The organism is Xylanibacter sp. (assembly GCF_057607445.1).
This window is the reverse complement of the sequence record NZ_DBLZAX010000001.1, coordinates 124,020-147,769: the sequence shown is the minus strand read 5'-3', so window position 1 is coordinate 147,769 and position 23,750 is coordinate 124,020. Positions and strand designations below refer to the sequence as shown.

The following is a 23,750-nucleotide window of genomic DNA, read 5'->3' as shown; positions in this document are numbered from 1 at the left end:
AAAACGGCGTTAATTTCACTGCAAAAATAATGCTTTAACGCGGCTTTCGGGGCATCTGTCTACGTAAAAAGAGTTAAACCCCTATCTGCACTCCCGGCCTAATATTGTTTTCATCCGCCAGGCGCCATGATACTTTCATTTGTCTTTCAGCATCATTCAGGCAGACTTACAACAGCCTTTATCCGGCCGAGCGTTTACTTAATGAAAGCGTTACATCATGCCATGACACTACAAACTGCCAATACGTGCCACTGAACATACAGGAGCAGGCTGACAGAAAGGGCAAGAAAAACTTTTACAAAGTTTTCTGACGAAATAGAAATTCAAGTCTTACAAAATGTTAAGGCATTTGGCATCAAAAGGCAGAAAGGTTAATGTATTTAACACATAAAAGACGTTTTACGCTCAAAAAGATATGTTTTCACACTGCAATTCATTGCTTTTCATAACATAAAAGGCCATGTTTTGCCATGTAAAAGACTGCATTTCACAACGGAACAGGCAGAATTTCAGTTTCTCAAGCCACAATAAATGCCGTAAAGCACTACATATCAGAGAATTACATAAACCGCACATTTTATGCCGTTTTCACGCCAAAATGCATTCTGATTTCAAATACTGCCGTCTCAGGGGCTCAACCGGTTTGTTCAGACCGCAAAGTTTTCTGTTCTCACGACACATGGAACTTATCAGAAGCAAATACGCAACCGTCTAACAAATGTGCATACAGGCACCTCCATAACACATGACAGCACAAAAAAACGGCTGCCCCACCACTAAGTGGAACAGCCGCGATATAATAATAAAAAGTAAGCGTCAGTCATCTTCAGGCAGCAGAACGATGCCCTCCTGCTTCATGCCGTCCATCATTATCTTAAGCGGACGACTGAAGCGCACGTGGCGCACAAACTCCGTTTCGTACACTGCCGGCATGGCGTCGAGCAAATCCTTACGGTAGATACCGTCGTCTTTGTAATCGTCAATGGTAAAATAGCCAACGCCAAGACTTGTTACGTTCTGGAAGAAATGTGAGCCCTGACTCGGATCGATGCGATAGTTTGCCAGTCCGGCCTCAACAATCAGACAGGCAGCACTGATGTATGCCCACTTTACGGGAACGCCAAGCCATGAGTCGCTCGAGCCCCAGCGGCCCGGTCCGATGAGAATGTAGTTCCTGTTTTCTTCAACAAACTTATGGTTGATATGCTCTATTTCACTTGCAATGAGCGGATTGTTTGCCGCCGTGAAATTCTCGTCTGCCTTAACGTATACTATGTCCATTATCTCGTTGCTGACGCCATGTCCGAGCGAATTGTGAGAACGCAGCAGGCACCGCTTGTCGTCAATCTTGGTCAAGTCCTCGTCAAGCATCTGCTTGCAGTCTACAATAGGACGCATCTGCAGCAGATAGAATTCTCCCGTGCGGTCGTTGTTTATATTGCATGCGAACTCTATCTCAACCGGACGCCTCATGCCCTCGGCTCCGTATTTCATAGCCATCTGCATCAGTTCGGGCAGCGGGAAAGCCCCGTTCTGCAAGACGCCGCAGAACGAAACCACCTTCCAGCCTTCATCATATGCCCCCTTGCGCAGCATGTTGTTATAAGGATCGAAAGTAGAGGCTATGTATGTCAGGGCGCCGTCCTTGTCGGCATCAGCCACGTCAAGCTTGAGAATATTAAATCCGTCGTCAACCTTAAAGTCGTCGCCTACGTCCTTCATGTCAAGAGCATAAAACTGTGTCTGCGTCTGACTAAGCGCAAGCTCCACCTTACTTGTCTGCATGACATGGTCAGGATGATACGGACTTACGCGCAGCGTCTGTCCTCCGTCTACGATATACTTACCCAGTCCGAGCGCAAGACTCGCAATGCCCTGCTCTGATGTCTCGTTGCCTACAGGGTAATAGTTGATGGAACGCAACACGCCTGATATATTAGGATAATAGCGGTCTCCGTATTGTTTGCCGACCACTTCCTGCAGCACTACAGCCATCTTCTCCTGATCTATCACGTTGCTCGTGGCCGTCATGTATGCCTTCGAGTCGCGATAGTAGACCGAGGCATACACACTCTTTATGGCGGCGGCAAGCATCTGCAGCATCTGATACTTGTCGTCGAGCTTCGGTATCATATATGTCGAATATATGCCGGCAAAGGGCTGATAGTGAGAGTCCTCGAGCAGGCTCGACGAACGTATGGCTATAGGCCGGTCGGTTGCCTCGAAGAAGGTGAGGAAGTCTGATATATACTTGTCCGGAAGCTGCGCCTTCAGGAAGTGGTGCAGTATTTCCTCGTCGCTGGCATCGCTCAGGGCTATCTGATAGAGGTTGTTGCTCTCCATGAACCTGTCGAACACATCGGTGCAGAGCACCACGGTCTTGGGTATAGACACCTTGACGCCTTCGCGCTCGCTAAACTCAGGATGGCTCTTTATTATGTTGTCGAGGAAGGCCAGTCCGCGGCCTTTTCCGCCAAGAGAGCCGTCGCCGATACGTGCAAAGTGGGCGTAGCGGTCGAACTTTCCGCGGTCGAACACAGCCACGACGCCTATGTTCTTCATGTGGCGATACTGCACAATGGCCTCAAAGATAATCTTGCGGTGAAGGTCAACATCCTGCAGCTTGTGCCACGTAACGTTCTTCAGAAACTCCGAAACGGGGAATATCGCCCTGGCACACAGCCATCGGCTCATGTGGTTTCGGGATATGTGATAGAGCATCGAGTCGTAAGGTATCTTGAAGATGTTGTCCTGCAGCTCCTTCAGCGTGCGCACGCGCATCACTTCCTCATGCGTCTTCGGGTCGCGGAATATGAAGTCGCCGAAGCCCATGTGCTCCTCCATGAGTCTGCGCAGGTCGAGGTTCATCTTCTTTGAGTTCTTGTCAATAAACAGAAAACGTTCGGCCTCGGCCTTCTTGCGGTTTTCGCTCTCGCTGCTTTGCAGTATCAGCGGTATGTATTCGTTGTCCTTCCTTATCTCGCGGAGCAGCTTCAGTCCGGCCTCGGGGTCTTTCTCTTCGCCCTTCGGGAAGCGGCAGTCAGAGATTATTCCGAGCGTATTGTCGCGGTATTTCGTGTAAAGTTCCATTGCCTCGTCGTAGTTTCTTGCCAGCACCACCTTAGGCCTGCCCCTCATTCGCAGCGCGGCGCTGTGGGGGTTGAGTGCCTCCGTGGCGAAACTTTGGCTCTGGGCGAGGATAAAGCTGTAGAGAGTGGGCAGCAAAGACGAATAGAAGCGTATGCTGTCCTCCACGAGCAGAATCATCTGCACGCCTGCCTCGGCAATGTCGTGTTCAAGGTTCATCTTGTCCTCTATCAGTTTTATGATGGACAGAATCAGGTTGGTGTTGCCCAGCCAGCAGAACACATACTCAAAGATTGACAGGTCTTCGTTGACCATGCGGCGCGTTATGCCGTGGGAGAAGGGCGTAAGAACGACGCAGGGAATGTCGGGAAACTTTGCCTTTACGGAACGTGCCACCGTGAAGGCGTCATTGTCTGCATTGCCAGGCATGCATATCACGAGGTCGATGCTGGTAGAAGCCAGCACCTCGGCAGCCTCCTCCGTGGTGCTCACCTGGGTGAACGTCGGCGGATAGCGAAGGCCAAGCTCGGTGTATTCGTTGAATATCTTTTCGTCAACACGGCCATCGTCCTCAAGCATGAAGGCATCATACGGATTGGCAACTATAAGCACATTGAATATGCGATGTGTCATAAGGTTCATGAACGACACATCCTTCAGATAAAATTTTTTCCACTGCTGTGGCTCGTTTTCGCTCATATTGTTATGTCAGTTATTATGTTTTTTCTCCTTATAAAGACAATAAAGCGTGGCTACAAGCATGCACCAGAACATGAGAATAATGACAAACAGGCTGAAACTGCCGACAAAAGGCAGCAGCAACATGGTTGGCATGGCTGCGCCCAAAAGCAGCAGGAACAGCTCACGGCGACGTGCCACCGGCTTGGCTAAATGCGAATAAAACTTAAACAAGCCCATACTTTACAGTCTTTCTCAGATTAGACAAGATTAAACCCCAACCGGTCATTAGACCGCACATAGCTTTACCTATTTTGTGCTTTCATGCTTTCAGCCTGTTTTTTTGTATCTATTGGCGTCTTTTTGCCGGCTTCTTCTTGACATAGCACGCTATGCATGAAATAAATCTAACGAAAAGCCGCTCTATATTAAGCAAAATCCTGACCGAATACTAATAACGATTTGGGTTAAAAGTCTTTTTCCGCAAAGATACTAATAAAGTAAGAAAAGAGTGAAACAATATCAAAGTTTTTTGACATTATCCCACTAAAAAACGAACGGAGGCACAAACATGTGCCCCCGCCCGCAGCGTTAAAATTATTTAGTAATCTATCACCTCGGTTATAGCGCCGTCGGCGGTAACCTTAAGGTCTTTGTCATAGTTGTCGAGATCAATCAGATAATAAGCCTCTCCGGCAGCTGTCTCGATATAGTCGCAGTCGTCAATCACCTTTCCGGGATATGCGGCGTTGACAGCAGCAAGGATGTTGGCAGGAATGTCTCTCTTGCAGTCGGTTGAAGTCTGCACCCAGTTGTATGAGCTGTCAAAGCGTATCTCTATGCTCTTGCCGCCGTGGCGGATGTCAAGCTCGTATCCGTTGCGCTCCTTCTCAAAGTCAACCACCATAGCTCCTGCATAGTTGGCGTCTACATAAGCCTGTATTTCGGCAGGCATCTGTCCCGGCAGCAGTCCTTCGTTGCGGTCGTCGTCCTGGTCCTGAACATCTCTGAACAGTGTTCCGGCTACGTCAAAGTAGAGGTCGTGGTCGGGCTGTCCGGCTTTCTCCACCTCAATCTTGTAAATTGTCTCATAGCCCTTGCGCTGTATTTCGTCGATGTCGTCCACAGTCCACTGCTGCTGCGCATACACCGTAAGTGCATATCCGTCCTGCACAGCCTGCGGCAGAGCCGTAAGGTCGCGGCCGTGGTCAACCTCGGTCATCATCCATGTTCCGTCGCCCATATACCATGCATCATGCTCCTTGCTGTCCTTGATAAACTCGGCAACGAGATATCCGTTAGCCTCCATCTCCCACTCTACATGCTGCACTCCGGCATATTTCTGACTGAAGGCTTCCTGCACAACGCCAGGCACCTGAACCTTGTCGTCATCGTCGTCGTCATTGCAGGATGTTGTAACCAGTGCGCCGAAAGCGCAGATTGCTGTCATCTTCAAAAAATCAATTGTTCTCATAATAATCCTTTTTTCTGTTTATACTGTTGTTTCTTTTTTACATTTATTTTTCTCAGAGGAGCCCTGTCTGCCCGTCGGCAACATCGCCGCGCGGCATATATTCTCCCTTTGTTTTTTGCAAATAAAGCAACCGAATCTGAAAACAATCTGAAAAATCAGGAAAATATGAGATTATTTTCTGCTTTTTTTATTTTATCCGGCCATAAGCCGCGAAAAGTTCATGCGGCGGCATTTACACCTTATTATAATATTAGTAATGCGTAAACGCATCATAACAAAAGTCAATTAAGCCATAGAATATTCGTTCAATCAAATTTTTATGCTAACTTTGCAACACTTAACCCAGCTGTCAGCCATGTAAGACAAAGCGTGCATACCGTTTAAATGTCATTGTATTTTAAGCAACGCACATGGCATTTTGACAAACATAAGCACACTTATGCTGACAATAAGGCAACAGCGACGACAAAGCAAACAATAGGTAACAACCCGGCAGAACGGCCCCTGGACATGAGCGGCACATCATTATGCCGCTGAAGACAGCCCCTCAGCAACAGACCGCTGCATAGAGGATAACAAAAAAGCATAACATATATAAACTAACAAAACAGGAAAGATGAAGAAAAATCTGAAACCGTCTACACTCTGCGTGCGCGGAGGATGGGAACCTAAAAACGGCGAACCGGTGCAGCCGCCGATAGTTCAGAGCACCACATTCAAATATGACAACAGCGAAGAGATGGCAATGCTGTTCGACCTCAAGAAGGAAGGATATTTCTATACACGCCTGCAGAACCCGACAAACGACAATGTTGCAAAGAAGATTGCAGCTCTTGAGGGCGGCGTCGGCGCAATGCTTACGTCGTCAGGTCAGGCTGCCAACTTCTACGCCGTGTTCAACATCTGTGAGGCAGGCGACCATATCGTAACGTCAAACGAAATTTACGGCGGAACCTACAACCTGTTCGGCGTAACGATGAAGAAGCTCGGCATAGAGTGTACCTTCGTCAACCCCGAAAGCAGCGAGGAGGAAATACAGAAGGCTTTCAGACCTAACACAAAGGTTCTGTTCGGCGAAACAATATCTAACCCGGGCTGCAAGGTGCTCGACATTGAGAAGTTTGCACGCATCGCACACAAGAACGGCGTGCCTCTCATCATAGACAACACCTTTGCTACACCAATAAACTGCCGCCCGTTTGAATGGGGATGCGACATAGTTACCCACTCTACCACTAAATATATGGACGGACACGCAACACAGGTGGGCGGTTGCGTGGTTGACAGCGGCAACTTCGACTGGGACGCACATGCCGACAAGTTCCCCGGACTGACCACTCCCGACGAGTCGTACCACGGACTTACATACACAAAGGCCTTCGGCAAGATTGCTTACATGACCAAACTCACGGCACAGCTGATGCGCGATCTCGGCTCTATACCGTCGCCGCAGAATGCTTTCTTGCTCAACCTCGGCCTCGAGACACTCGCACTGCGCGTGCGCCAGCACTGCGCCAACGCCCAGAAGGTGGCAGAGTTCCTGCACAATGACCCGCACGTGGCATGGGTAACCTACTGCGGACTGAAGGATGACGCAAGCTACGAGCTGGGCCGCAAGTACCTGCCCAACGGCTCATGCGGCGTAATGTCGTTCGGACTGAAGGGCGACCGCGACACAGCAATAAAGTTCATGGACTCGCTCGAGCTTATAAACATAGCCACACACGTGGCCGACGCCCGCTCATGCGTGCTGCATCCGGCAAGCCACACACACCGCCAGCTGAGCGAACAGCAGCTGAAAGAAGCCGGCATAGCCCCCGACCTGATACGTCTGTCGATAGGTATCGAGGATGCCGACGACCTCATTGACGACCTGAAGCAGGCTCTGTCGAAAATCGACTAAAAGTTACATTTTTCATATAGCGACAACAGCGGAGGCGACATTGTAACACATGTTGCCTCCGCTTATTTTTAGCCATTAGGGGGCAAAAATGCCAATTATAATGTAAAAAAGTACAAAAAGTAAGTTTCATATATCAAATAAATTGGATTTTCCTTGGCAGTTACACAAGAAAAGACTACATTTGTCATCAAGAAAACGACACAATGTTAGTTTAACTAAAAACATATACTATGGAAGTCCAGAAAATAATGCAAGACCTGGAAATGAAGCATCCGGGCGAAAAAGAGTACTTACAAGCCGTAAGAGAAGTGTTGGAATCAATTCAAGACACTTACAATCAGCATCCTGAGTTTGAGAAAGCCAAGATTGTTGAAAGAATGGTAGAACCTGAGCGTATCATCACATTCCGTGTAACATGGGTTGACGATAAAGGTGAGGTACAGAACAACCTCGGTTACCGCGTTCAGTTCAACAGCGCTATCGGCCCGTACAAAGGCGGTTTGCGTTTCCACCCGGCTGTAAACGTATCTATGCTTAAATTCTTAGGCTTCGAGCAGACATTCAAGAATGCATTGACCACTCTGCCTATGGGTGGCGGTAAAGGTGGTTCTGATTTCAACCCGGTAGGCAAGTCTGACGCTGAAATCATGCGTTTCTGCCAGGCATTCATGCTCGAACTTTGGAAGAACATCGGTCCTGATACAGATATTCCTGCAGGTGACGTTGGTGTTGGCGGACGTGAAATCGGTTTCTTGTACGGAATGTACAAAAAGCTCGCTCGCGAATACAACACAGGTGTGTTAACAGGTAAGGGTGCTACATGGGGCGGTTCTATCCTTCGTCCTGAGGCAACCGGTTTCGGTGCTCTCTACTTCACACAGCACTTGCTCCACAAGGCTGGCAAAGACATCAAGGGTCTGACAATTGCATTGTCTGGATTCGGTAACGTAGCATGGGGTGCTGCAACAAAGGCTGTTGAACTCGGTGCAAAAGTTATCGCAATATCTGGTCCGGACGGCGTATGCGAGATACCTGAAGGCATCACAAAGGACATGATCGACTACATGTTGGTAATGCGCGCTTCTAACCGCAACCAGGTTTCTATGATGGCAGACAAATTCCCTGGCAAAGCAATATTCACTCCTGGAAAGAAAGCATGGTCTGTTAAGTGTGACCTCGCACTTCCTTGCGCATTCCAGAACGAGCTGAACGGTGACGACGCTAAAGAACTTATCGCTAACGGTACATGGTGCTGCTGCGAGGTATCTAACATGGGATGTACACCTGAAGCTATCCACGAATTCCAGTCTAACGGCATACTGTTCGCTCCTGGTAAGGCTGTTAACGCAGGTGGTGTTGCAACATCTGGTCTTGAAATGACACAGAACGCAGCTCACTTAGGATGGGCAGCTGAAGAGGTTGACGCTAAGCTCCACTTCATCATGAAGAGCATACACGAGGCTTGTGTTAAATATGGTACACAGCCCGACGGCACTATCGACTACGTTAAGGGTGCTAACATCGCAGGTTTCATGAAGGTGGCTCAGGCTATGCTCGAGCAGGGTATTATCTAATACCTTAGAGATATAAGTGATAAACAGAATAATTCTCATAATTACATTTTTATGGCTTGGCCATACTTTTCTCCCGGCACAGGAGAAAGGTATGGCCAGCTATTATTCTAACCGTCTGCATGGACGGAGGATGAGCGACGGCACAAGATACCACAGAGACAGCCTCATCTGCGCCCACAAGAAATACGAACTGGGCACCATGCTGAAGGTTACAAACATTAAAAACGGCAAAAGCGTTGTCGTGAGAGTGGCCGACAGATGCAGCGGTCACCGCATTATCGACCTGTCATACGCCGCGGCAAAGGAGATAGGCATAATCAGAGCTGGCGTGGCCATGGTCAGGGTGGAAAAATATGAAGAGGAGAAGGGCGTTCCGTTCAGAAACGAGAAAAAAATTGAACTGCCCGAACTTGACTATGAGATAACGGAGAAGGACGACGACTTCACGCCGGAATGGATGAGAAACGGCACAGAACAAAGCAAGACGAACAACAAGAAAGGCAAAGAACACAAAGGCAAGGAGCCAAAAGACAAGAAACATAAGGAAAACAAGAAGCATAAAGAACATAAGGAACATAACAAGAAGAACAAAAAACAATAGTCTGACTTATGTTTCCCGTATGCATAACGCGTGGCTTACACGGCAAAACTCGCAACGCACACGCAACAGAAAAAGTTTTTTAAAGAGAAACGTCACTCATCACATCTGCACGTAACACATTCGTATTCAACAACATACAGTGTGACGAGTTGCATTCTCAACTCATCACATATTAATATTTTCAGCCACAATATGGCATAACCGAGCACGCAGCAATACTGCAAGATGTACATACCGGCATACGTCAAGCACAAAAATGCATGCCTTAAATTTCACAATAATATTCTCTTCATCGAATAACAGAGCCAACCCTCAACAGCTGTCTGCTTAACCGAAGAGATTTCACTCAAAATCAAATACCCAATTTGAGCTTTATCAAGATATACCCTGTTTAAGTTCTAAAATTTAGGAGAGGACATACAGGACCAAATCAGATAAAGAGACATGCCGTGATGAGTTGTCTTTTCAACTCGTCACACTATAACTGACTACATAACAGCAGGTTATGGCCGTTTGTGACGAGTGACGTTTCTTTTACAAAAAATTTTTTGTTTCCCCCTACCCTGCCGCCATTAAGTGGCATACATCATGCCGTTACTTGTCAAGATATGCCTAACCACAATCCAAAAGGGCACCTTTCATAATGCAAAACACGGCATATGAGAACACAAAAGACGGTGTTTTACAATGTAAATCACAGCGTTCTGCATAATATAATTTTCCCGACAATGAGTTAACGTTTTGGCGTTTTCCCTGAATAAGGCCATCATAATGTTAAAATATTTAAACCAAGCAACTATTATTTTCACTTTTATTTGGTTTATATTATAAACTGCTTTATATTTGCAATATATCCGGATAAAACTCGTGAAGCCACAGCTGCAGAGTGACTGAAACGAGTATGAGAACTGTAAATGAAGTTTATAACAGTTAAAACCTATTCCTATGAAAAAGGCGATATTAAACACCGCTATGCTGGCCATAGCACTTATGGCCACAGCAACCGCCTCGGCACAAAGAGACATGCAGCTCACCGTAAGCAACATACCGAACGACAAGGGGCAGATACTTGTAGCCACTAAGAGCGGACAATGGGCTAAGGTTAAAGCCGAGAAAGGCAAGATTGAAACCACCATAAAGGACGTGCCCGACGGGAAGGGCACCATATATGTCTTTCATGACGAGAACGGCAACGGACAACTCGACGAGAAGGACAATATACCTATGGAATACTGCGCCTTCGGAGACTATGAACTGAGCGAAAGCAACAGCAAGGTAGACATCGAGCTTATATATGTCCCCGACAAGATGAAGGGACATGACAGGCAGGCAGACTGACCGGCTGACAACCTCCTAACACCGGCCACTAAAAGCGGGCCGGTGCCAGAGATTATACAATATTAAGAACAACAAAATTAAATTTGAAATGGACAATAACGAAAAACTCTCGGCTGAACGCAGCCTCAAGATAATAAGCGAGGCCATTGAGCAAAGCCGCACCGACATAATGCGCAACGCCGGAATGCCGATGATATTCTGGGGCATACTCACATGCATAACATCTGTGGCTGTGTGTTATTTATGGCAGACAACGGACAATCCGTCATGGAATGCACTTTGGTTCCTGATGACCGTCATTGGATGGAGCGTTACGGCAGCAAAGAGCCGCAAGGACAAGAAAAGGCCAACAAACTTCTTCAGCAGAGTGCTCAAAATATCATGGATATCTTTCGGTCTGTTTGCACTCATAGCAGCCGTCATAGGCACACTTTCGTTTGACAGCACGGTATATATGGTCAAGCTGCCTATAACGACAGTGCTGATACTTCTGCTGGGACTCACGGGGCTGATTACGGGCCTTGTGCTCCGCCACACCTTCATAACCGCATTCTCCGTGGCATCAGTGGTGCCAGCCAACTTTGCGCTTATGTATCCCGGCCCGTATGAATCGCTTGCAATATGCATTACATCGCTTTTCATTCTGGTGATACCCGGAATAATCATTAACCGACAATATAAAAAATAACGATATGGAAACGGAAGAAAACAAGAAGCTTTCAGCAGAACACAGTATCGAGATTATACGCGAAACTATTGAGCAAAGCCGAAAAGTAATTACACGCAACTGCGCAATAACTCTTCTGACATGGGGCATTCTTATATGCGTAACGGCAACCGTTATAGGATTGTTGTGGAGCTACACAAACTCTTATTACTGCAATCTCGGATGGATTGTGATGGTCTTCATCGGGCTGATAATCAACCACAAAATGATTAAAGAAGAAGACACAGCCGGTGTACCAAAATCATTCATAAATGACATCACAAAAAATATATGGAGAACATTTGCAGTGGTAATATTCACTTCAACAGTGGCGAGTCAGGTTACCAATTTTGGAAATGACCCTATAGCCCAAGAACTGCCGATATCTGCCACAATAAACATCTGCATGACTTTTGCAGCCATAATGACCGGCATCGTGCTGAAAAGCGAGATGATATCGCTGTTCGCCTGCAGTGGTTCATATGCCAGCATAAAAGCAGCCCTTGATTGTAACGGACCGGAAGAGATGGCGGCCGTTATCTTTGGCGGAATGCTGATGATGGTTATACCAGGGGCTATCGCATTATACAGGAACAGAAAGCCCAAAGGCAGACAGAACGAAGCAAAATTGAACGAGAAAGAACAATAACAGAAAAGCGAGAATGTTTAAACCACTTGACCCGCTGCTGCACAGCGAACTGCGACTGGCCGTTATGTCGATACTGATGAGCGTAGACGAAGCCGACTTCGTTTATCTGAAAGAACAGACCAGGGCCACGGCTGGCAACCTGAGCGTGCAGCTTGACAAACTAAGCAACGCAGGATATATTGAGATCCAAAAGGGATTTCAAGGCAAGAAGCCGCGCACAACGTGCCTCATAACCGATAAGGGACTGAAGGCCTTTGAGGAATATGTAGAGGCGCTGAGAAGCTATATCTCACCGCAATAGGCGCACAGCCATTACTGCAAAACTAAATAAAACCAGAGGCCATAAATACGCCCGAACATAATATATTCAGACAAACAACAAAAAAATGGGGAGCCAGCCAAAGCCGGTTCCCCATAAACTTTATTATTGGCAATATTATTTCTCTAATGTTGCAACAACTTCAATCTCAACAAGAGCGCCTTTAGGCAGAGTCTTAACGGCAACAGCAGAACGTGCCGGGAACGGCTCCTTGAAGAATGTAGCGTAAACCTCGTTCATGGCAGCGAAGTTGTCCATGTCTGAAAGGAATACTGTTGTCTTAACAACATGTGTAAGGTCTATACCAGCCTCAGCCAATACGTTGGTAACGTTTGTGAGCGACTGCTTTGTCTGCTCCTTGATACCGCCTTCTGCAAATTCACCTGTTGCAGGGTCGATTGGCACCTGACCTGATGCGAATACGAATCCACCGGCTACGATAGCCTGGCTGTAAGGACCTAAAGCCTTTGGAGCTTTGTCTGAATGTAGTGCTTTCATTTCTCTTTAATTTTAAAAATTTTATTGTTATTATTGTCTTATTGCTTTAATTGTTCTGCATGACACACCATACGCATAAGCAACTGCCGCGCCATGACTGTGTACACGCCGATTGAAGGCTGATTATTTAAGTTTGAAGCCCTTTGACTTCAGGCTCTCCTTAATCTCCTCCACATGCTCGTGGTTACGTGTCTCAATCTTTACGCTCAGCTCACATGCATTGATCTTCTTGCTGTATGCGCTGCGCTCATGATATACGCTAAGCACATTGCCGCCCATGCCTGCGATAACGCCGTTGACCTCATAGAGCTGTCCGGGTTTGTCGTCAAGCTCCATTGATATTGTGCATATACGGCCACCCTTCTCCAGACCGCGGTTGATAACACGGTTAAGAATAGTAACGTCGATGTTTCCGCCGCTGACAAGACAGATGGTCTTCTTGCCCTTGATAGGCACCTTGTTGAACATAGCAGCCGCAACGCTTACAGCTCCTGCTCCCTCGGCAACGATCTTCTCCTCTTCAAGCAGACGCAGGATTGCAGCGCATATCTCGTCTTCAGACACGGTGCAGATATCGTCAACATACTTTGAGCAGATGTCGTAAGTAAGGTCGCCAGGAGTCTTAACGGCAATACCGTCGGCAACAGTAGACACCTGAGGCAATGTTATAGCCTGTTTCTGCTTGATGCTCTCATACATGCTGGGAGCACCGGCAGCCTGAACGCCATAAATCTCTATTTTAGGATTGAGCGACTTCATGGCGTATGCCACACCACTGATCAGACCGCCACCGCCGATAGGCACGACAACTGCCTGAACATCAGGAAGCTGCTCGAGCAGTTCTAGACCTATTGTGCCTTGTCCTGCTATCACGTGTTCGTCGTTGAACGGATGAACGAAGGTGTAACCCATCTCGTCGCGCAACTGCATTGCACGCTGATATGCATCATCGTAAACACCGGGCACGAGACAAATCTCGGCACCGAGACGACGCGTAGCCTCAACCTTGCTGATAGGCGCGCCTTCAGGAAGACAGATGAGCGACTTGATGCCGTGTGACGTAGCACCGAGAGCCACGCCCTGGGCATGGTTGCCGGCTGAGCAGGCCACAACGCCGCGCTTCTTTTCTTCCTCTGTAAGCTGAGATATTTTGTAATAAGCTCCGCGGATCTTGAACGAACCTGTTATCTGAAGGTTCTCCGGTTTCAGATATATATCACTTTCCGGATTAAGCTTAGGAGCTCTGACAAGGTCAGTACGTCTTAATATTTCACCAAGCACATACCGCGCTCTGTAAAGATCATCTAAATTGAGCATAATATTAAATTTAACAGATTTTGGTAACACAAAATTACAACATTTTTTCGTAGCCGACGAATATCGTCCTATTTATTTTCACCTATTTAACATAATGTCCCGTACCAATGGAAAAACAAAAAGGAACGTCATCTGTTTTCAAAAAGGACAAAACTTGCATAAATGCAACATGCATGATTTCATTGTTTGTGCAAATCATAATAAATGCTTACCTTTGCGCAAATTAAAGCCTGTACAGATTTTTTACGGCGGCACAGCCGGCAAACAGTTTGACTGCGGTGTTTTAATAAAAAAGACTGCATGACTGACGCCTAAAGCCAAGTCTGCAATGACCGCATCGCACATGAATGTAACCGGCGTGCAGAAGATGATCATTAACCGAAGAAAAACTCAAAAAACCATATAAGACATGAAATATATTCTGGCAATAGACTCGTTTAAGGGCTGCCTTACGTCATACGAAGCCGAAAAGGCAGTCAGCGAAGCCATAACCGACTACAACAACAGTTCTCAGACAGAACTCATTCCTGTTTCTGACGGAGGCGAAGGCATGCTGAAGGCATTTGCCGACGCTCTCAAAGCTGATATCGTTACAACATCCGTACACGGCCCAATGATGCGGCTCACGGAGGCTGAGTATGGAATAACGGCCGACGGCACGGCAATAATAGAGACGGCACAGGCATGCGGACTGACGCTGGTAGACGAGGAGGAGCGCAACCCCATGCGCGCCACGTCGTATGGCGCAGGCGAACTGATAGCGTCGGCTTTCAAGCGCGGATGCAGAAAGTTTATTGTAGGTCTGGGCGGGAGCGCAACAAGCGATGCGGGCATAGGCATGATGATGGCCATAACCGACAAGCTGGCACCTAGGGGCGGCCACTTTGACGACATTGCCGCAGAACTGCGCGACGGCTGCCGCTTCACTCTTGCTTCTGACGTAACCAATCCGCTCTACGGCCCCGACGGGGCTGCTGCAGTGTTCGGACCGCAGAAAGGGGCAACGCCCGACATGATTAAGATGCTCGACAGCCGCGCAATGAAGTTTGCCGAAATATCGGCTCGCCACTTCGGCTACGACTTGTCCGACAGGCCCGGAGCGGGAGCGGCAGGCGGACTGGGCTATGCCTTCATGCAATATCTCGGAGCAGAGATGAAGGCGGGCGCCGAACTTATGCTCAGCCTGGCCGACTTCGACAGTCGACTGACCAAAGACTGCTGTGTTATTACGGGCGAGGGACATGCCGACCGCCAGACGCTAATGGGCAAAATGCCTTATCACGTGATGAAGGCGGCAAAGGCTAAAGGTATGCCGACATGGCTCATCGCCGGAAAAGTGGACGACCGACAGGCTCTGATTGATGCCGGATTTACGCGTGTAGCGGCCGTAACGCCTGACGATGAAGACATAACCGAAGCGATGAAGAAAGACAACGCACGCAACAACATACGCAACGCCATACGCCTGCTGCTCGAAGAAGCTTCAACCGAGAAACAGGTATAAGTATATATAGCCGAAACAATATGACGTGAACAAGCATCATCTATAAAGGGCTTAATCAGGCTCTTACGGATATGTCCCTAAGCATTTTGACATACAGAAAATAAAACGGACAACAGTAACGCGTTACTGTTGTCCGTTTTGTTTATATCTATATTTTCACATCAATATCATTATAACTCACTGATTTACATAGCCTTATAACGTAATCACAAGCGATATTCCAATAACATTTCCTATAGGGACGTACCCCAGGTGCGTCCAAATAAAAGCAATATCATCAACATAAAAACATTCTAAGCCGAAAGGCGGATGCACCTCGGGTACGTCCCTATGTTTTTGCTCTCCGCCTGTTAATAAATTCCGTTATCCGTTCAACCCTTACTACATTCCGACATGCTTGCTTACAAAGTTTCTCACCTTCCGTTCATATTCATACGGATAGTCGTGATACGACTTTGCGTGGGCGCAGCCCGGCGTGAGCCAGATGTCATTATAGCGCAGCGTCTTGTCGGCCTTGTTTTCGTAGGCCGGATTCATGTTGTAGAGCGGAAGCACCATTGCCGACGGCACATAATCGTCAGACGTGCCGTGGATATAGAACATAGGCGTGTGCTGCTTGCCCAACTGACTGAGCGGAGACGCCTCGCCGAACGTCCAGCCGTAGCGCAGCTTGCAGAGCAGGCTTGCCACATGAAGCACAGGAAAATCGGGCAGATGGAACTGGTCGCCGAGCTGACGGCTAAACTCGTCCCACACACTCGTGAAGCCGCAGTCTTCAACAAAACAGCAGATGCCGTCAGGAAGATTCTCGCCCGACACGTTCATCACCGTGGCGGCTCCCATCGACACACCGTGGAGCACCATGCGCGGCTGATACTTGGTGCTGCGGAACATTCCGCGCGCAACATATATCCAGCGTATTATGTCCTTGCGGTCTTTCCACCCCATCTGTATGTCGTTGCCGTCGCTGAGTCCGTGGGCATGCAGGTCGGGCAGCAGTATGTTATACCCCATGCGTTCGTATATGCTTGCTATTGGCAGCATGCGTATAGAGCAGTCTTTATATCCGTGAACCAGTATGGCCGTGCGCCCCATTGAGCGCGGATTACGCACGAAGATGGCATGATGGCGCTCGCCGTCGAGCGTTGTTATAAAGGTGTCGCGCAGCGCTCCGGCATGTTTCAGACTGTCGAGCCAGGGAGTTGTCCATGGATACTCTTGCCTCATCTGCTTATAAAACGCCGTGGTGTCCCTGCGTCCTTCATCGGGCTTCAGGGCATAGTCGAGCATAAACCAGCCGGCGCCGAACGTCAGCAAAACCAATGCGGCCACAACCGCAACAGAAATATAGGCAATCTTCTTTTTCTTCATCTGCTCTTTCCTCCTTATTTAAGCTCTGCCTGTGCCCTGCCCCACTCCGTGCAAGCCTCAGCGCCGGGCAGTTGCAATGTTAAACTCACTCACATTAGACACCACGTTGCCGTTGCCCTGAACGGCATATATGCGGAAACAGGCCGTGCCGTCCTTCAGTTTCTTGCCGCCCTTCACCATTGCCGTATATCTTACGCCTTTGCCCGGCACGATGCGCTCCACGTGTATGCTGTTCGACACGTATATGCGCTTGTTGCCTGTAGTTTCAACCACCATTGGCTGAACGTCATAGACCGTTGAGCCCGACACGTTGTAAATCTCAAATATCACTTTGCTCAGCTCGTCGCCGCTCAACTTGTGGTCCTGATTGTCGTCAACAAAGCGTGCGTTGCGCACCTCCAGCGGCAGCCTGTCGTCCACCTTTGCCGGCGTACCTATCTCGTCATACCGGGCCGACGGCACGACATGTTCCGGATGAGAGGCGGTGTAGTTGCCCGTATAATCAGAGCCGTTGAAGTCGTAGAGCACATCGTCGCCGCTGTTAGTAGGGTCGAATCCGCTGTCTTCATATCCGCCGCCGTTATTCATACCGTCATAACTCCGGCTGTCATAGCTGTCATCGTAATGCCTGTCGTATCCGTCGTTTCCGGCTGTGGCAGCCCGACGGTGCTCGGCATACTTCTGCTCAAACCTTGCGTCTTCATACCGTTGATATTCCTGCTGCTGTTTGTCGGCCTGTGCGCCCAAGGCTCCGCCAACGGCAGCGCCTCCTGCCATGCCCACAAGCGTGCCGATGTCGCTGCCGCGCGGTCCGCCGGCAATGCCTCCAATGGCCGATCCGAGCAGCGCGCCGAGCGTTGAACCGGCATAGGCTCCGGTGCCCGCACCTGTGGTGCAGCCCGCCACTATCATTGATGAGCACAAAAGCAATACACATGTTTTTTTCATAAATAACTCTCCTTCCGTTTAAGGTTCTGAACACGGCAGAACTCTGACAATGCCAATTTATAAGTCAGCTCCTGCGTTTTGCGCAGATATATAAGTTTTAAACATTACAAATTTACGGATTATTTTTAATAACGCAACGCTATAACTTCCTAAAAAACATAGGGAAATCCCTAAAATAATTGAAAACGGCGAATTGAGAATGGAAAAACAAAGTTCGGCGCAAGCCAATTATGATTCGCCTTGTTGGTAAAGCGCAGCAGTATAAATGATTCGGTAAAATGGAATTTATAATTCGTATTTGCTGCATTAAAAAGTAATTGGGTTGCCCGACTACATTTAAGCAACCCAATTATGAATTATAAATTGTGAATTATGAATTAAAGTTTGTGTTCCGGCACGATGGCAAAATAAACCAGGTCGTCTGTGCCGTCGTTGAACATGGCGTGAGAGTGTCCCATCGGGCAATAATGCACGTCGCCGGCCTTCACGTTCTCCGTAGTGCCGTCATAGCGGAAATGGCCTACGCCGCTGATTATGTAAACTATCTCACTGTTGTTCTCGTGAGTGTGATATCCGCTTGAAGCTCCCGGCTTCAGCCGGCTCATCATTATTTTATTGGCAGAGTCAACAAAGTTGCGTGTGTCGAGCTGTCCTTCACCGCCCTTAAAGTTCATAACCGACTCTTCATTAATCTTCTCAAAATCAATAATCATACTTTTATTATTTTTATGTTCGTTATTTTTCTGTCTTATGCCAACAACAACGCCATTAGCCACACGTCATTTATATAAAATGCTCCGTTAAGCCATAAAGCTTATCAGCTGCCTCTTTGGTCATATCTCCATAACAAGGCTAAGGCTCAGGGCACTTTTATGAAATACAAAGATACACAAAATCTCTGGAATATCCGCCGATTTGTTGCAGATTAACGCAACAGGATTTGATAATTAGGGAGTTAGAAGAAAAACACAGAAGTTGGGCAGACAGTTGAAAACCGTCTTAAAGCAAATTAAAGCAAAAAAATGGTTTCCGCTGTTCCAAAAGTTGGTGTACATGGAGAAATTTTGTCTTAAAGTCGGTTTCAACGAAAGGCAAATCACCACGCTCATCAGCGGCAAGCCGCTGTTCTACGAGGGCGAACTCTATTCGGAGGAACACAGGCGCAAGTTTAAGACTGAAAGGGCAGGTTTCCAAGTAGTGAAAGACACGACAGACAAAGCTAAATTTGCGCTTGCCATCAACGGGCAACTGATTGGTGAGTGGTTCAAGGAGCAGTTTGACAAGTTATCCTCGTCCATTAGGAGGACTGTTACACCGCACTGAAAGGGCAAAGGTTTTGGATTATAAATAATAACAACGGAAGGGTAGCAAGTTTGTGTTTCGGGCAGACCCAAACCGCTTGCAATACTCCCGTTGGTTGAAACGTCACTTTATTTGTGCTCTAATCCTGCTCAAGCTCGCTTGCGTGATGCCTAAATAGGTGGCGATACTTCCCAGCGGCAATCGCTGTAACAAATCAGGCTCTTTCTCCAATAGTTCCTTATACCGTTCCGAAGCGATAGCGGACAACATAGAAATCAGCCGTTCCTCAGTGGCAAGCAACTCCATCTCCGCATAACGCCGCCCCCAATTGGCGATGTGCAAGTCTTCCGAAAACAACTCTTTCAGTTTTTTCCTTTTCAATACATATAAGACGGAATCTTCCATCAGCTCCATTGTTTCATATCCCGGCTCGTCATTTACATAGCCTTTCATAGAAACAAGGGTTGCTCCCTCTTTGCCGACCCAAAAAGTAATTTCCTTCCCGTCCACCGAAGTATAGGCACGTACAATGCCTTGTCTAATGAAAAATATGTCTTTCTCCACCTTGCCGTTTTCCAATACTCGGAATCCTTTGGGATATGAAACTTCCGTCAGGCATTGCCGCAACCTGTTCAAAGATGCGTCCGGCATGGCATATCTTTGGTTGATGATTTCCTTTATATCCATAGTTCATTTCTGTTGTCGGTGTGCAAAATTATAAAATAGCATACGGAAACGAGAATAAACAGCTGTTTTTATCAAATGCAAAAGCTGTTTTTGCCAAATGCAAAAAGCTGTTAGGGATTACTTGTTTATTTTTGCGCCCGAATTTAATAAATCATAGGTATGAATTGGATAATCTTATTATTGGCAGGATTGTTTGAGGTGAGCCTCACATTCTGTTTAGGGAAAACGAGAGCGGCATCAGGAGTTGAATTTTATTTGTGGGGAAGCGGTTTCCTTGCCTCTACCGTACTGAGCATGGCTTTGCTTGCCAAAGCGGTACAGACTTTGCCTTTGGGAACTGCGTACGCCATTTGGACGGGAATCGGAGCGGTTGGTACGGTTTTGATTGGGATATTCGTTTTCAAGGAACCCGCCACTCCCATCCGGCTTTTCTTCCTCTTCACGCTCATTGCATCCTTGATAGGATTGAAAGTCGTGTCATACTGAAAGGAGGCGACAAATGAAGTATGAATTAAGAGAGAACCAAGGCATTCCGGTACCTCTGCTGGCTCTGATGGCAGTTGCTACCGGACTTTCCGTTGCCAACTGCTACTACAACCAACCTTTGTTGGGTAGCATGGCAAAAGATTTCGCGGTAAACGACTTTTCTGCTAGCATGGTAGCGACATTGACACAGATAGGCTATGTGACCGGACTTGTGTTTGTCATCCCGCTTGGTGATTTGGTCTCACGAAAGAAGCTGATATTGACCAATTATATCATATCTTCGTGCGCCTTGCTTGCCATAGCCCTTGCCCCGAACATCTATTGGGTGTGGGGCGCATCATTGCTTGCCGGCACATCTTCGGTTATGCCACAATTTTTCATTCCGTTAGTATCTTACTATTCACTCCCTGCGCACAAGGTGCGCAACGTAGGGATTATACAATCTTGCCTGCTCATAGGCATTCTTGGTTCACGGGTATTCAGTGGCTTTCTGGCTGACGTATGGGGATGGCGTTCCGTCTATTTTGTGGCTTGCTTGTTTATGCTCGGATGCTTCCTGATGATTCACAAGATGCTACCCACGCTGTCTACCTGTTCTCAAGAAAGTTATGCAGGGTTGATGAAATCTTTGTTGCGCCTGCTCTCCCAATACCCGTACTTACGTATCGCATCGCTGAGGGCGGCATTGGCTTATGGCTCGTTCTTCGCTTTGTGGAGTTGCCTTGCTTTTCGGATGAAACAGGAACCTTTTTTTGCTAGCGACGACATTATCGGAGCACTCGGTTTGTGTGGACTGGCAGGTGCATCCACGGTGGTTTTCATCAGCGGCTACGTCCAAAAATACGGTGCGAGGTTCTTCTCTATTGCCGGAGGATGCGTAGTGTTGGCAGCATGGATACTGGCATTTTGGGGGAATGACAGCTATTTGTGGATAATAATTGCTATCTTGCTGATTGATGCCGGTATGCAATGCATCCATTTGTCGAATCAGACCAGCGTAGTCGCCCTTGACGCATCTGCCATCAATCGTATCAATACCGTTTATATGACCATTTACTTTTTGGGTGGTTCTGCCGGTACATTCGTTTCCGGTCTGTCTTGGCAGCATTACGGGTGGACAGGTGTGGTTTGGACGGGAATCGCTTTTACCGTGGCTTCCTTGCTTGTTAATTGTTTCAAATCCAAAACTGCATAAGGAGGGGTACAAAAAACAAGCAGAAAGAATCATCCCCAATATTCTTTCAGTCTGAATATTTTTGTACTTTTACATCCGTAAGAGTTACCCAGGCAAGTAAAGCAATGCAGGCCACGGCAATTTGAACGGTTGCCAGGGCTTTACCCTGAAATGAGGCAATACTTCTAACTCTTTTGATTTCTGGTAGGTATATTCATATCACAGATTTACAGAAATTAGCCGTAACACACAAAACTTATTTTCATAAATAACATAATTATACACATTTAGCCGAGTTATCCACAGTAAGTGAAATCATCAACAATAAGCAAAAGCGCAGAATAACGAGGTCAGAGAGATTGCCCGAGAGCCGCATCCTTGAAAATCGGCTAAAAATCGTAACTTTTTCGCACTCTTTTCCTTACAAGTACGACTGCATGACAATGATTAAAGGCATTTCATTAACCAATACAACCGCATTTACTTTCAAACTGTTAGTGGCCGGTTTACGACCCGTAACTCGGCCACTTTTAATGCAAAAGTGGGCCACTTTTCACCCGTAAGTCATAGAGTAATTTCAGGTAAACAAATGACCGGCAATAATGCCGTCAGGCCACGGCCGTATGCAAGGCATAACATCACGCACAACTTTACACGAAACATAAACGCCGCAGCAAGGTGCCAAAGACAGATAACCGACACATTTATTAGGCACAAACGCGCTGACTTTGCGCAAAAAGATGTAACTTTACGGCGGATTAATCTTAAATTCAGAATATGGAAATAAAGAAATTTATCGAAGAGAACGAGTCGAGATTTCTCGACGAGCTGTTCAGCCTTATACGCATACCGAGCATAAGCTCGCAGAAAAGTCATAAACAAGACATGCTGGCATGCGCCGAACGCTGGCGCCAACTGCTGATAGAGGCCGGTGCCGACAGGGCCGAGGTGATGCCTAGCGACGGCAATCCGCTGGTGTTTGCAGAAAAGCACGTTAGCGACGATGCAAAGACGGTGCTGATATATGCCCACTACGACGTGATGCCGGCTGAGCCGCTGGAACTGTGGAAGAGCGAACCGTTTGAGCCGGTGATCAGAGACGGACATATATGGGCGCGCGGTGCCGACGACGATAAGGGGCAGGCCATGATTCAGGCTAAGGCGTTTGAATATATGGTTAAGGAAAAACTGCTTACACACAACGTAAAGTTTATATTCGAGGGCGAAGAGGAAATAGGCTCGCCGAGCCTCAACGCATTTATCAGCAAGCACAAAGAGCTGCTGAAGGCTGACGTTATACTGGTGTCTGACACTAGTATGCTTGGTGCCGACCTGCCGTCGCTGACAACAGGACTGCGCGGTCTGGCTTACTGGGAGATTGAGGTAACAGGACCTAACCGCGACCTTCACTCAGGCCACTTCGGCGGAGCCGTGGCCAACCCGATAAACACTCTATGCGAAATGCTCGCCACCGTTGTAGGCAAAGACGGCCGCATAACCATCCCCCACTTCTACGACGACGTTGAGGATGTGCCGCAGGCTGAACGCGACATGATACATCAGATTCCGTTTGACGAGAAGAAATATATGGAGGCAATAGGTGTAAACGCTCTGAAAGGCGAAGAAGGCTACTCTACGCTGGAGCGCAACAGCTGCCGCCCGTCGTTCGACATCTGCGGCATCTGGGGCGGATACACCGGCGAAGGCGCCAAGACGGTGCTGCCGTCGAAGGCTTACGCCAAGGTGTCGTGCCGACTTGTGCCTCATCAGCAGCACGAAAAGATATCAAAGCTGTTTGTAGACTACATCAACAGCATTGCGCCCGACTACGTAAAGGTGAAGGTTACGCCCATGCACGGCGGCGAGGGCTACGTGTGCCCGATAGACATGCCGGCATATAAGGCTGCCGAAAAGGGCTTTGAGAAGGCCTTCGGCAAGAAGCCCCTGGCAGTGCGCCGCGGCGGAAGCATACCTATCATAAGCGACTTTGAGCGCATACTGGGCATAAAGACGGTGCTGATGGGCTTCGGACTTGAGAGCAACGCCATTCACTCGCCCAACGAGAACATGCCGCTCGACATATTCCGCAAGGGTATAGAGGCCGTCATCGAATTCCACAAAAGATATGAATAGG

General features: G+C 47.8%; 20 protein-coding genes and 1 pseudogene. 12 read left to right on the top strand and 9 right to left on the bottom strand.

Annotation, left to right across the window (positions count from 1 at the left end; all coding sequences use genetic code 11):
- Window positions 1-816: 816 nt before the first annotated feature.
- From ACZMIG_RS00625 to ACZMIG_RS00615, 3 genes are all read right to left on the bottom strand, one after another.
- Window positions 817-3,786, bottom strand: a complete 2,970-nt coding sequence (locus ACZMIG_RS00625) for a PEP/pyruvate-binding domain-containing protein (RefSeq protein ID WP_288948272.1) — start codon at window positions 3,784-3,786, stop codon at window positions 817-819.
- A gap of 9 nt (window positions 3,787-3,795) precedes the next feature.
- The gene (locus tag ACZMIG_RS00620) at window positions 3,796-4,005 is read right to left on the bottom strand and encodes a hypothetical protein (RefSeq protein ID WP_487888831.1); all 210 of its coding nucleotides are present in this window, start codon (window positions 4,003-4,005) and stop codon (window positions 3,796-3,798) included.
- A gap of 361 nt (window positions 4,006-4,366) precedes the next feature.
- Complete coding sequence (locus tag ACZMIG_RS00615; RefSeq protein WP_082335088.1) at window positions 4,367-5,239, bottom strand: PepSY-like domain-containing protein; 873 nt, start codon at window positions 5,237-5,239, stop codon at window positions 4,367-4,369.
- Between the two features lie 616 nt (window positions 5,240-5,855).
- Between ACZMIG_RS00615 and ACZMIG_RS00610 the strand changes: the two genes are divergently transcribed.
- The 7 genes from ACZMIG_RS00610 (at window position 5,856) to ACZMIG_RS00580 (ending at window position 12,311) form a co-directional block, all read left to right on the top strand.
- A complete protein-coding gene (locus ACZMIG_RS00610) occupies window positions 5,856-7,142 on the top strand; it encodes an O-acetylhomoserine aminocarboxypropyltransferase/cysteine synthase family protein (RefSeq protein WP_487888830.1) in 1,287 nt (428 codons plus the stop codon).
- A 230-nt stretch (window positions 7,143-7,372) separates the two neighbouring features.
- Window positions 7,373-8,716 (top strand): NADP-specific glutamate dehydrogenase, encoded by a 1,344-nt coding sequence (gene gdhA / locus ACZMIG_RS00605; protein ID WP_021855223.1) that lies wholly within the window; start codon window positions 7,373-7,375, stop codon window positions 8,714-8,716.
- 91 nt (window positions 8,717-8,807) lie between these two features.
- On the top strand, window positions 8,808-9,317 hold the full coding sequence (locus ACZMIG_RS00600; RefSeq protein ID WP_302023848.1) for a septal ring lytic transglycosylase RlpA family protein: 510 nt from the start codon (window positions 8,808-8,810) through the stop codon (window positions 9,315-9,317).
- Window positions 9,318-10,262: 945 nt separating this feature from the next.
- Window positions 10,263-10,655: a DUF2141 domain-containing protein gene (locus ACZMIG_RS00595; RefSeq protein ID WP_288948261.1), complete on the top strand. Its 393-nt coding sequence runs from the start codon at window positions 10,263-10,265 to the stop codon at window positions 10,653-10,655.
- A gap of 88 nt (window positions 10,656-10,743) precedes the next feature.
- Window positions 10,744-11,343, top strand: coding sequence for a hypothetical protein (locus ACZMIG_RS00590; protein ID WP_484446262.1), 600 nt, complete (start codon window positions 10,744-10,746; stop codon window positions 11,341-11,343).
- 4 nt (window positions 11,344-11,347) lie between these two features.
- The gene (locus ACZMIG_RS00585; RefSeq protein ID WP_302023845.1) at window positions 11,348-12,010 is read left to right on the top strand and encodes a hypothetical protein; all 663 of its coding nucleotides are present in this window, start codon (window positions 11,348-11,350) and stop codon (window positions 12,008-12,010) included.
- Between the two features lie 13 nt (window positions 12,011-12,023).
- Window positions 12,024-12,311: a winged helix-turn-helix domain-containing protein gene (locus ACZMIG_RS00580; RefSeq protein ID WP_487888829.1), complete on the top strand. Its 288-nt coding sequence runs from the start codon at window positions 12,024-12,026 to the stop codon at window positions 12,309-12,311.
- Between the two features lie 135 nt (window positions 12,312-12,446).
- Here the strand turns inward: ACZMIG_RS00580 and ACZMIG_RS00575 are convergent, their stop codons facing one another.
- Together ACZMIG_RS00575 and ilvA are read right to left on the bottom strand one after the other, a co-directional pair.
- Complete coding sequence (locus ACZMIG_RS00575; RefSeq protein ID WP_021855215.1) at window positions 12,447-12,827, bottom strand: RidA family protein; 381 nt, start codon at window positions 12,825-12,827, stop codon at window positions 12,447-12,449.
- Window positions 12,828-12,950: 123 nt separating this feature from the next.
- Entirely contained in the window at window positions 12,951-14,144 is a 1,194-nt protein-coding gene (ilvA, locus tag ACZMIG_RS00570) for a threonine ammonia-lyase (RefSeq protein ID WP_125105670.1), read from the bottom strand.
- A 409-nt stretch (window positions 14,145-14,553) separates the two neighbouring features.
- Between ilvA and ACZMIG_RS00565 the strand changes: the two genes are divergently transcribed.
- Complete coding sequence (locus tag ACZMIG_RS00565; RefSeq protein WP_487888828.1) at window positions 14,554-15,648, top strand: glycerate kinase family protein; 1,095 nt, start codon at window positions 14,554-14,556, stop codon at window positions 15,646-15,648.
- Window positions 15,649-16,029: 381 nt separating this feature from the next.
- Here ACZMIG_RS00565 and ACZMIG_RS00560 read toward each other — a convergent pair whose 3' ends face one another.
- The 3 genes from ACZMIG_RS00560 to ACZMIG_RS00550 form a co-directional block, all read right to left on the bottom strand.
- Window positions 16,030-17,019 (bottom strand): alpha/beta hydrolase, encoded by a 990-nt coding sequence (locus tag ACZMIG_RS00560; protein ID WP_053398828.1) that lies wholly within the window; start codon window positions 17,017-17,019, stop codon window positions 16,030-16,032.
- A gap of 57 nt (window positions 17,020-17,076) precedes the next feature.
- Window positions 17,077-17,967, bottom strand: coding sequence for a YMGG-like glycine zipper-containing protein (locus ACZMIG_RS00555; RefSeq protein WP_487888827.1), 891 nt, complete (start codon window positions 17,965-17,967; stop codon window positions 17,077-17,079).
- A 377-nt stretch (window positions 17,968-18,344) separates the two neighbouring features.
- Window positions 18,345-18,680, bottom strand: a complete 336-nt coding sequence (locus ACZMIG_RS00550) for a cupin domain-containing protein (protein ID WP_487888826.1) — start codon at window positions 18,678-18,680, stop codon at window positions 18,345-18,347.
- Between the two features lie 298 nt (window positions 18,681-18,978).
- On the opposite strand from ACZMIG_RS00550, the pseudogene ACZMIG_RS00545 reads away from it, so the two are divergent.
- Window positions 18,979-19,290, top strand: a pseudogene (locus ACZMIG_RS00545) (MobV family relaxase); the annotation flags it as partial.
- Between the two features lie 102 nt (window positions 19,291-19,392).
- Here ACZMIG_RS00545 and ACZMIG_RS00540 read toward each other — a convergent pair.
- Window positions 19,393-19,956, bottom strand: a complete 564-nt coding sequence (locus ACZMIG_RS00540) for a Crp/Fnr family transcriptional regulator (RefSeq protein WP_021964608.1) — start codon at window positions 19,954-19,956, stop codon at window positions 19,393-19,395.
- A gap of 159 nt (window positions 19,957-20,115) precedes the next feature.
- Here ACZMIG_RS00540 and ACZMIG_RS00535 point away from each other — a divergent pair, with 159 nt between their 5' ends.
- The 3 genes from ACZMIG_RS00535 to ACZMIG_RS00525 all read left to right on the top strand — a co-directional run bounded on the left by ACZMIG_RS00535 (window position 20,116) and on the right by ACZMIG_RS00525 (window position 23,749).
- On the top strand, window positions 20,116-20,442 hold the full coding sequence (locus ACZMIG_RS00535) for a DMT family transporter (protein ID WP_118931237.1): 327 nt from the start codon (window positions 20,116-20,118) through the stop codon (window positions 20,440-20,442).
- A 13-nt stretch (window positions 20,443-20,455) separates the two neighbouring features.
- Window positions 20,456-21,637, top strand: coding sequence for an MFS transporter (locus tag ACZMIG_RS00530; protein WP_021855205.1), 1,182 nt, complete (start codon window positions 20,456-20,458; stop codon window positions 21,635-21,637).
- Window positions 21,638-22,393: 756 nt separating this feature from the next.
- Entirely contained in the window at window positions 22,394-23,749 is a 1,356-nt protein-coding gene (locus ACZMIG_RS00525) for a dipeptidase (RefSeq protein ID WP_053398830.1), read from the top strand.
- The last annotated feature ends 1 nt before the right edge of the window (window position 23,750 follow it).

Excerpts from the sequence above, each read along its gene's own strand:
- ACZMIG_RS00625 (WP_288948272.1), bottom strand. The coding sequence starts at position 3,786 with ATGAGCGAAAACGAGCCACAGCAGTGGAAAAAATTTTATCTGAAGGAT.
- ACZMIG_RS00620 (WP_487888831.1), bottom strand. The coding sequence starts at position 4,005 with ATGGGCTTGTTTAAGTTTTATTCGCATTTAGCCAAGCCGGTGGCACGT.
- ACZMIG_RS00615 (WP_082335088.1), bottom strand. The coding sequence starts at position 5,239 with ATGAGAACAATTGATTTTTTGAAGATGACAGCAATCTGCGCTTTCGGC.
- ACZMIG_RS00610 (WP_487888830.1), top strand. The coding sequence starts at position 5,856 with ATGAAGAAAAATCTGAAACCGTCTACACTCTGCGTGCGCGGAGGATGG.
- gdhA (WP_021855223.1), top strand. The coding sequence starts at position 7,373 with ATGGAAGTCCAGAAAATAATGCAAGACCTGGAAATGAAGCATCCGGGC.
- ACZMIG_RS00600 (WP_302023848.1), top strand. The coding sequence starts at position 8,808 with ATGGCCAGCTATTATTCTAACCGTCTGCATGGACGGAGGATGAGCGAC.
- ACZMIG_RS00595 (WP_288948261.1), top strand. The coding sequence starts at position 10,263 with ATGAAAAAGGCGATATTAAACACCGCTATGCTGGCCATAGCACTTATG.
- ACZMIG_RS00590 (WP_484446262.1), top strand. The coding sequence starts at position 10,744 with ATGGACAATAACGAAAAACTCTCGGCTGAACGCAGCCTCAAGATAATA.
- ACZMIG_RS00585 (WP_302023845.1), top strand. The coding sequence starts at position 11,348 with ATGGAAACGGAAGAAAACAAGAAGCTTTCAGCAGAACACAGTATCGAG.
- ACZMIG_RS00580 (WP_487888829.1), top strand. The coding sequence starts at position 12,024 with ATGTTTAAACCACTTGACCCGCTGCTGCACAGCGAACTGCGACTGGCC.
- ACZMIG_RS00575 (WP_021855215.1), bottom strand. The coding sequence starts at position 12,827 with ATGAAAGCACTACATTCAGACAAAGCTCCAAAGGCTTTAGGTCCTTAC.
- ilvA (WP_125105670.1), bottom strand. The coding sequence starts at position 14,144 with ATGCTCAATTTAGATGATCTTTACAGAGCGCGGTATGTGCTTGGTGAA.
- ACZMIG_RS00565 (WP_487888828.1), top strand. The coding sequence starts at position 14,554 with ATGAAATATATTCTGGCAATAGACTCGTTTAAGGGCTGCCTTACGTCA.
- ACZMIG_RS00560 (WP_053398828.1), bottom strand. The coding sequence starts at position 17,019 with ATGAAGAAAAAGAAGATTGCCTATATTTCTGTTGCGGTTGTGGCCGCA.
- ACZMIG_RS00555 (WP_487888827.1), bottom strand. The coding sequence starts at position 17,967 with ATGAAAAAAACATGTGTATTGCTTTTGTGCTCATCAATGATAGTGGCG.
- ACZMIG_RS00550 (WP_487888826.1), bottom strand. The coding sequence starts at position 18,680 with ATGATTATTGATTTTGAGAAGATTAATGAAGAGTCGGTTATGAACTTT.
- ACZMIG_RS00540 (WP_021964608.1), bottom strand. The coding sequence starts at position 19,956 with ATGGATATAAAGGAAATCATCAACCAAAGATATGCCATGCCGGACGCA.
- ACZMIG_RS00535 (WP_118931237.1), top strand. The coding sequence starts at position 20,116 with ATGAATTGGATAATCTTATTATTGGCAGGATTGTTTGAGGTGAGCCTC.
- ACZMIG_RS00530 (WP_021855205.1), top strand. The coding sequence starts at position 20,456 with ATGAAGTATGAATTAAGAGAGAACCAAGGCATTCCGGTACCTCTGCTG.
- ACZMIG_RS00525 (WP_053398830.1), top strand. The coding sequence starts at position 22,394 with ATGGAAATAAAGAAATTTATCGAAGAGAACGAGTCGAGATTTCTCGAC.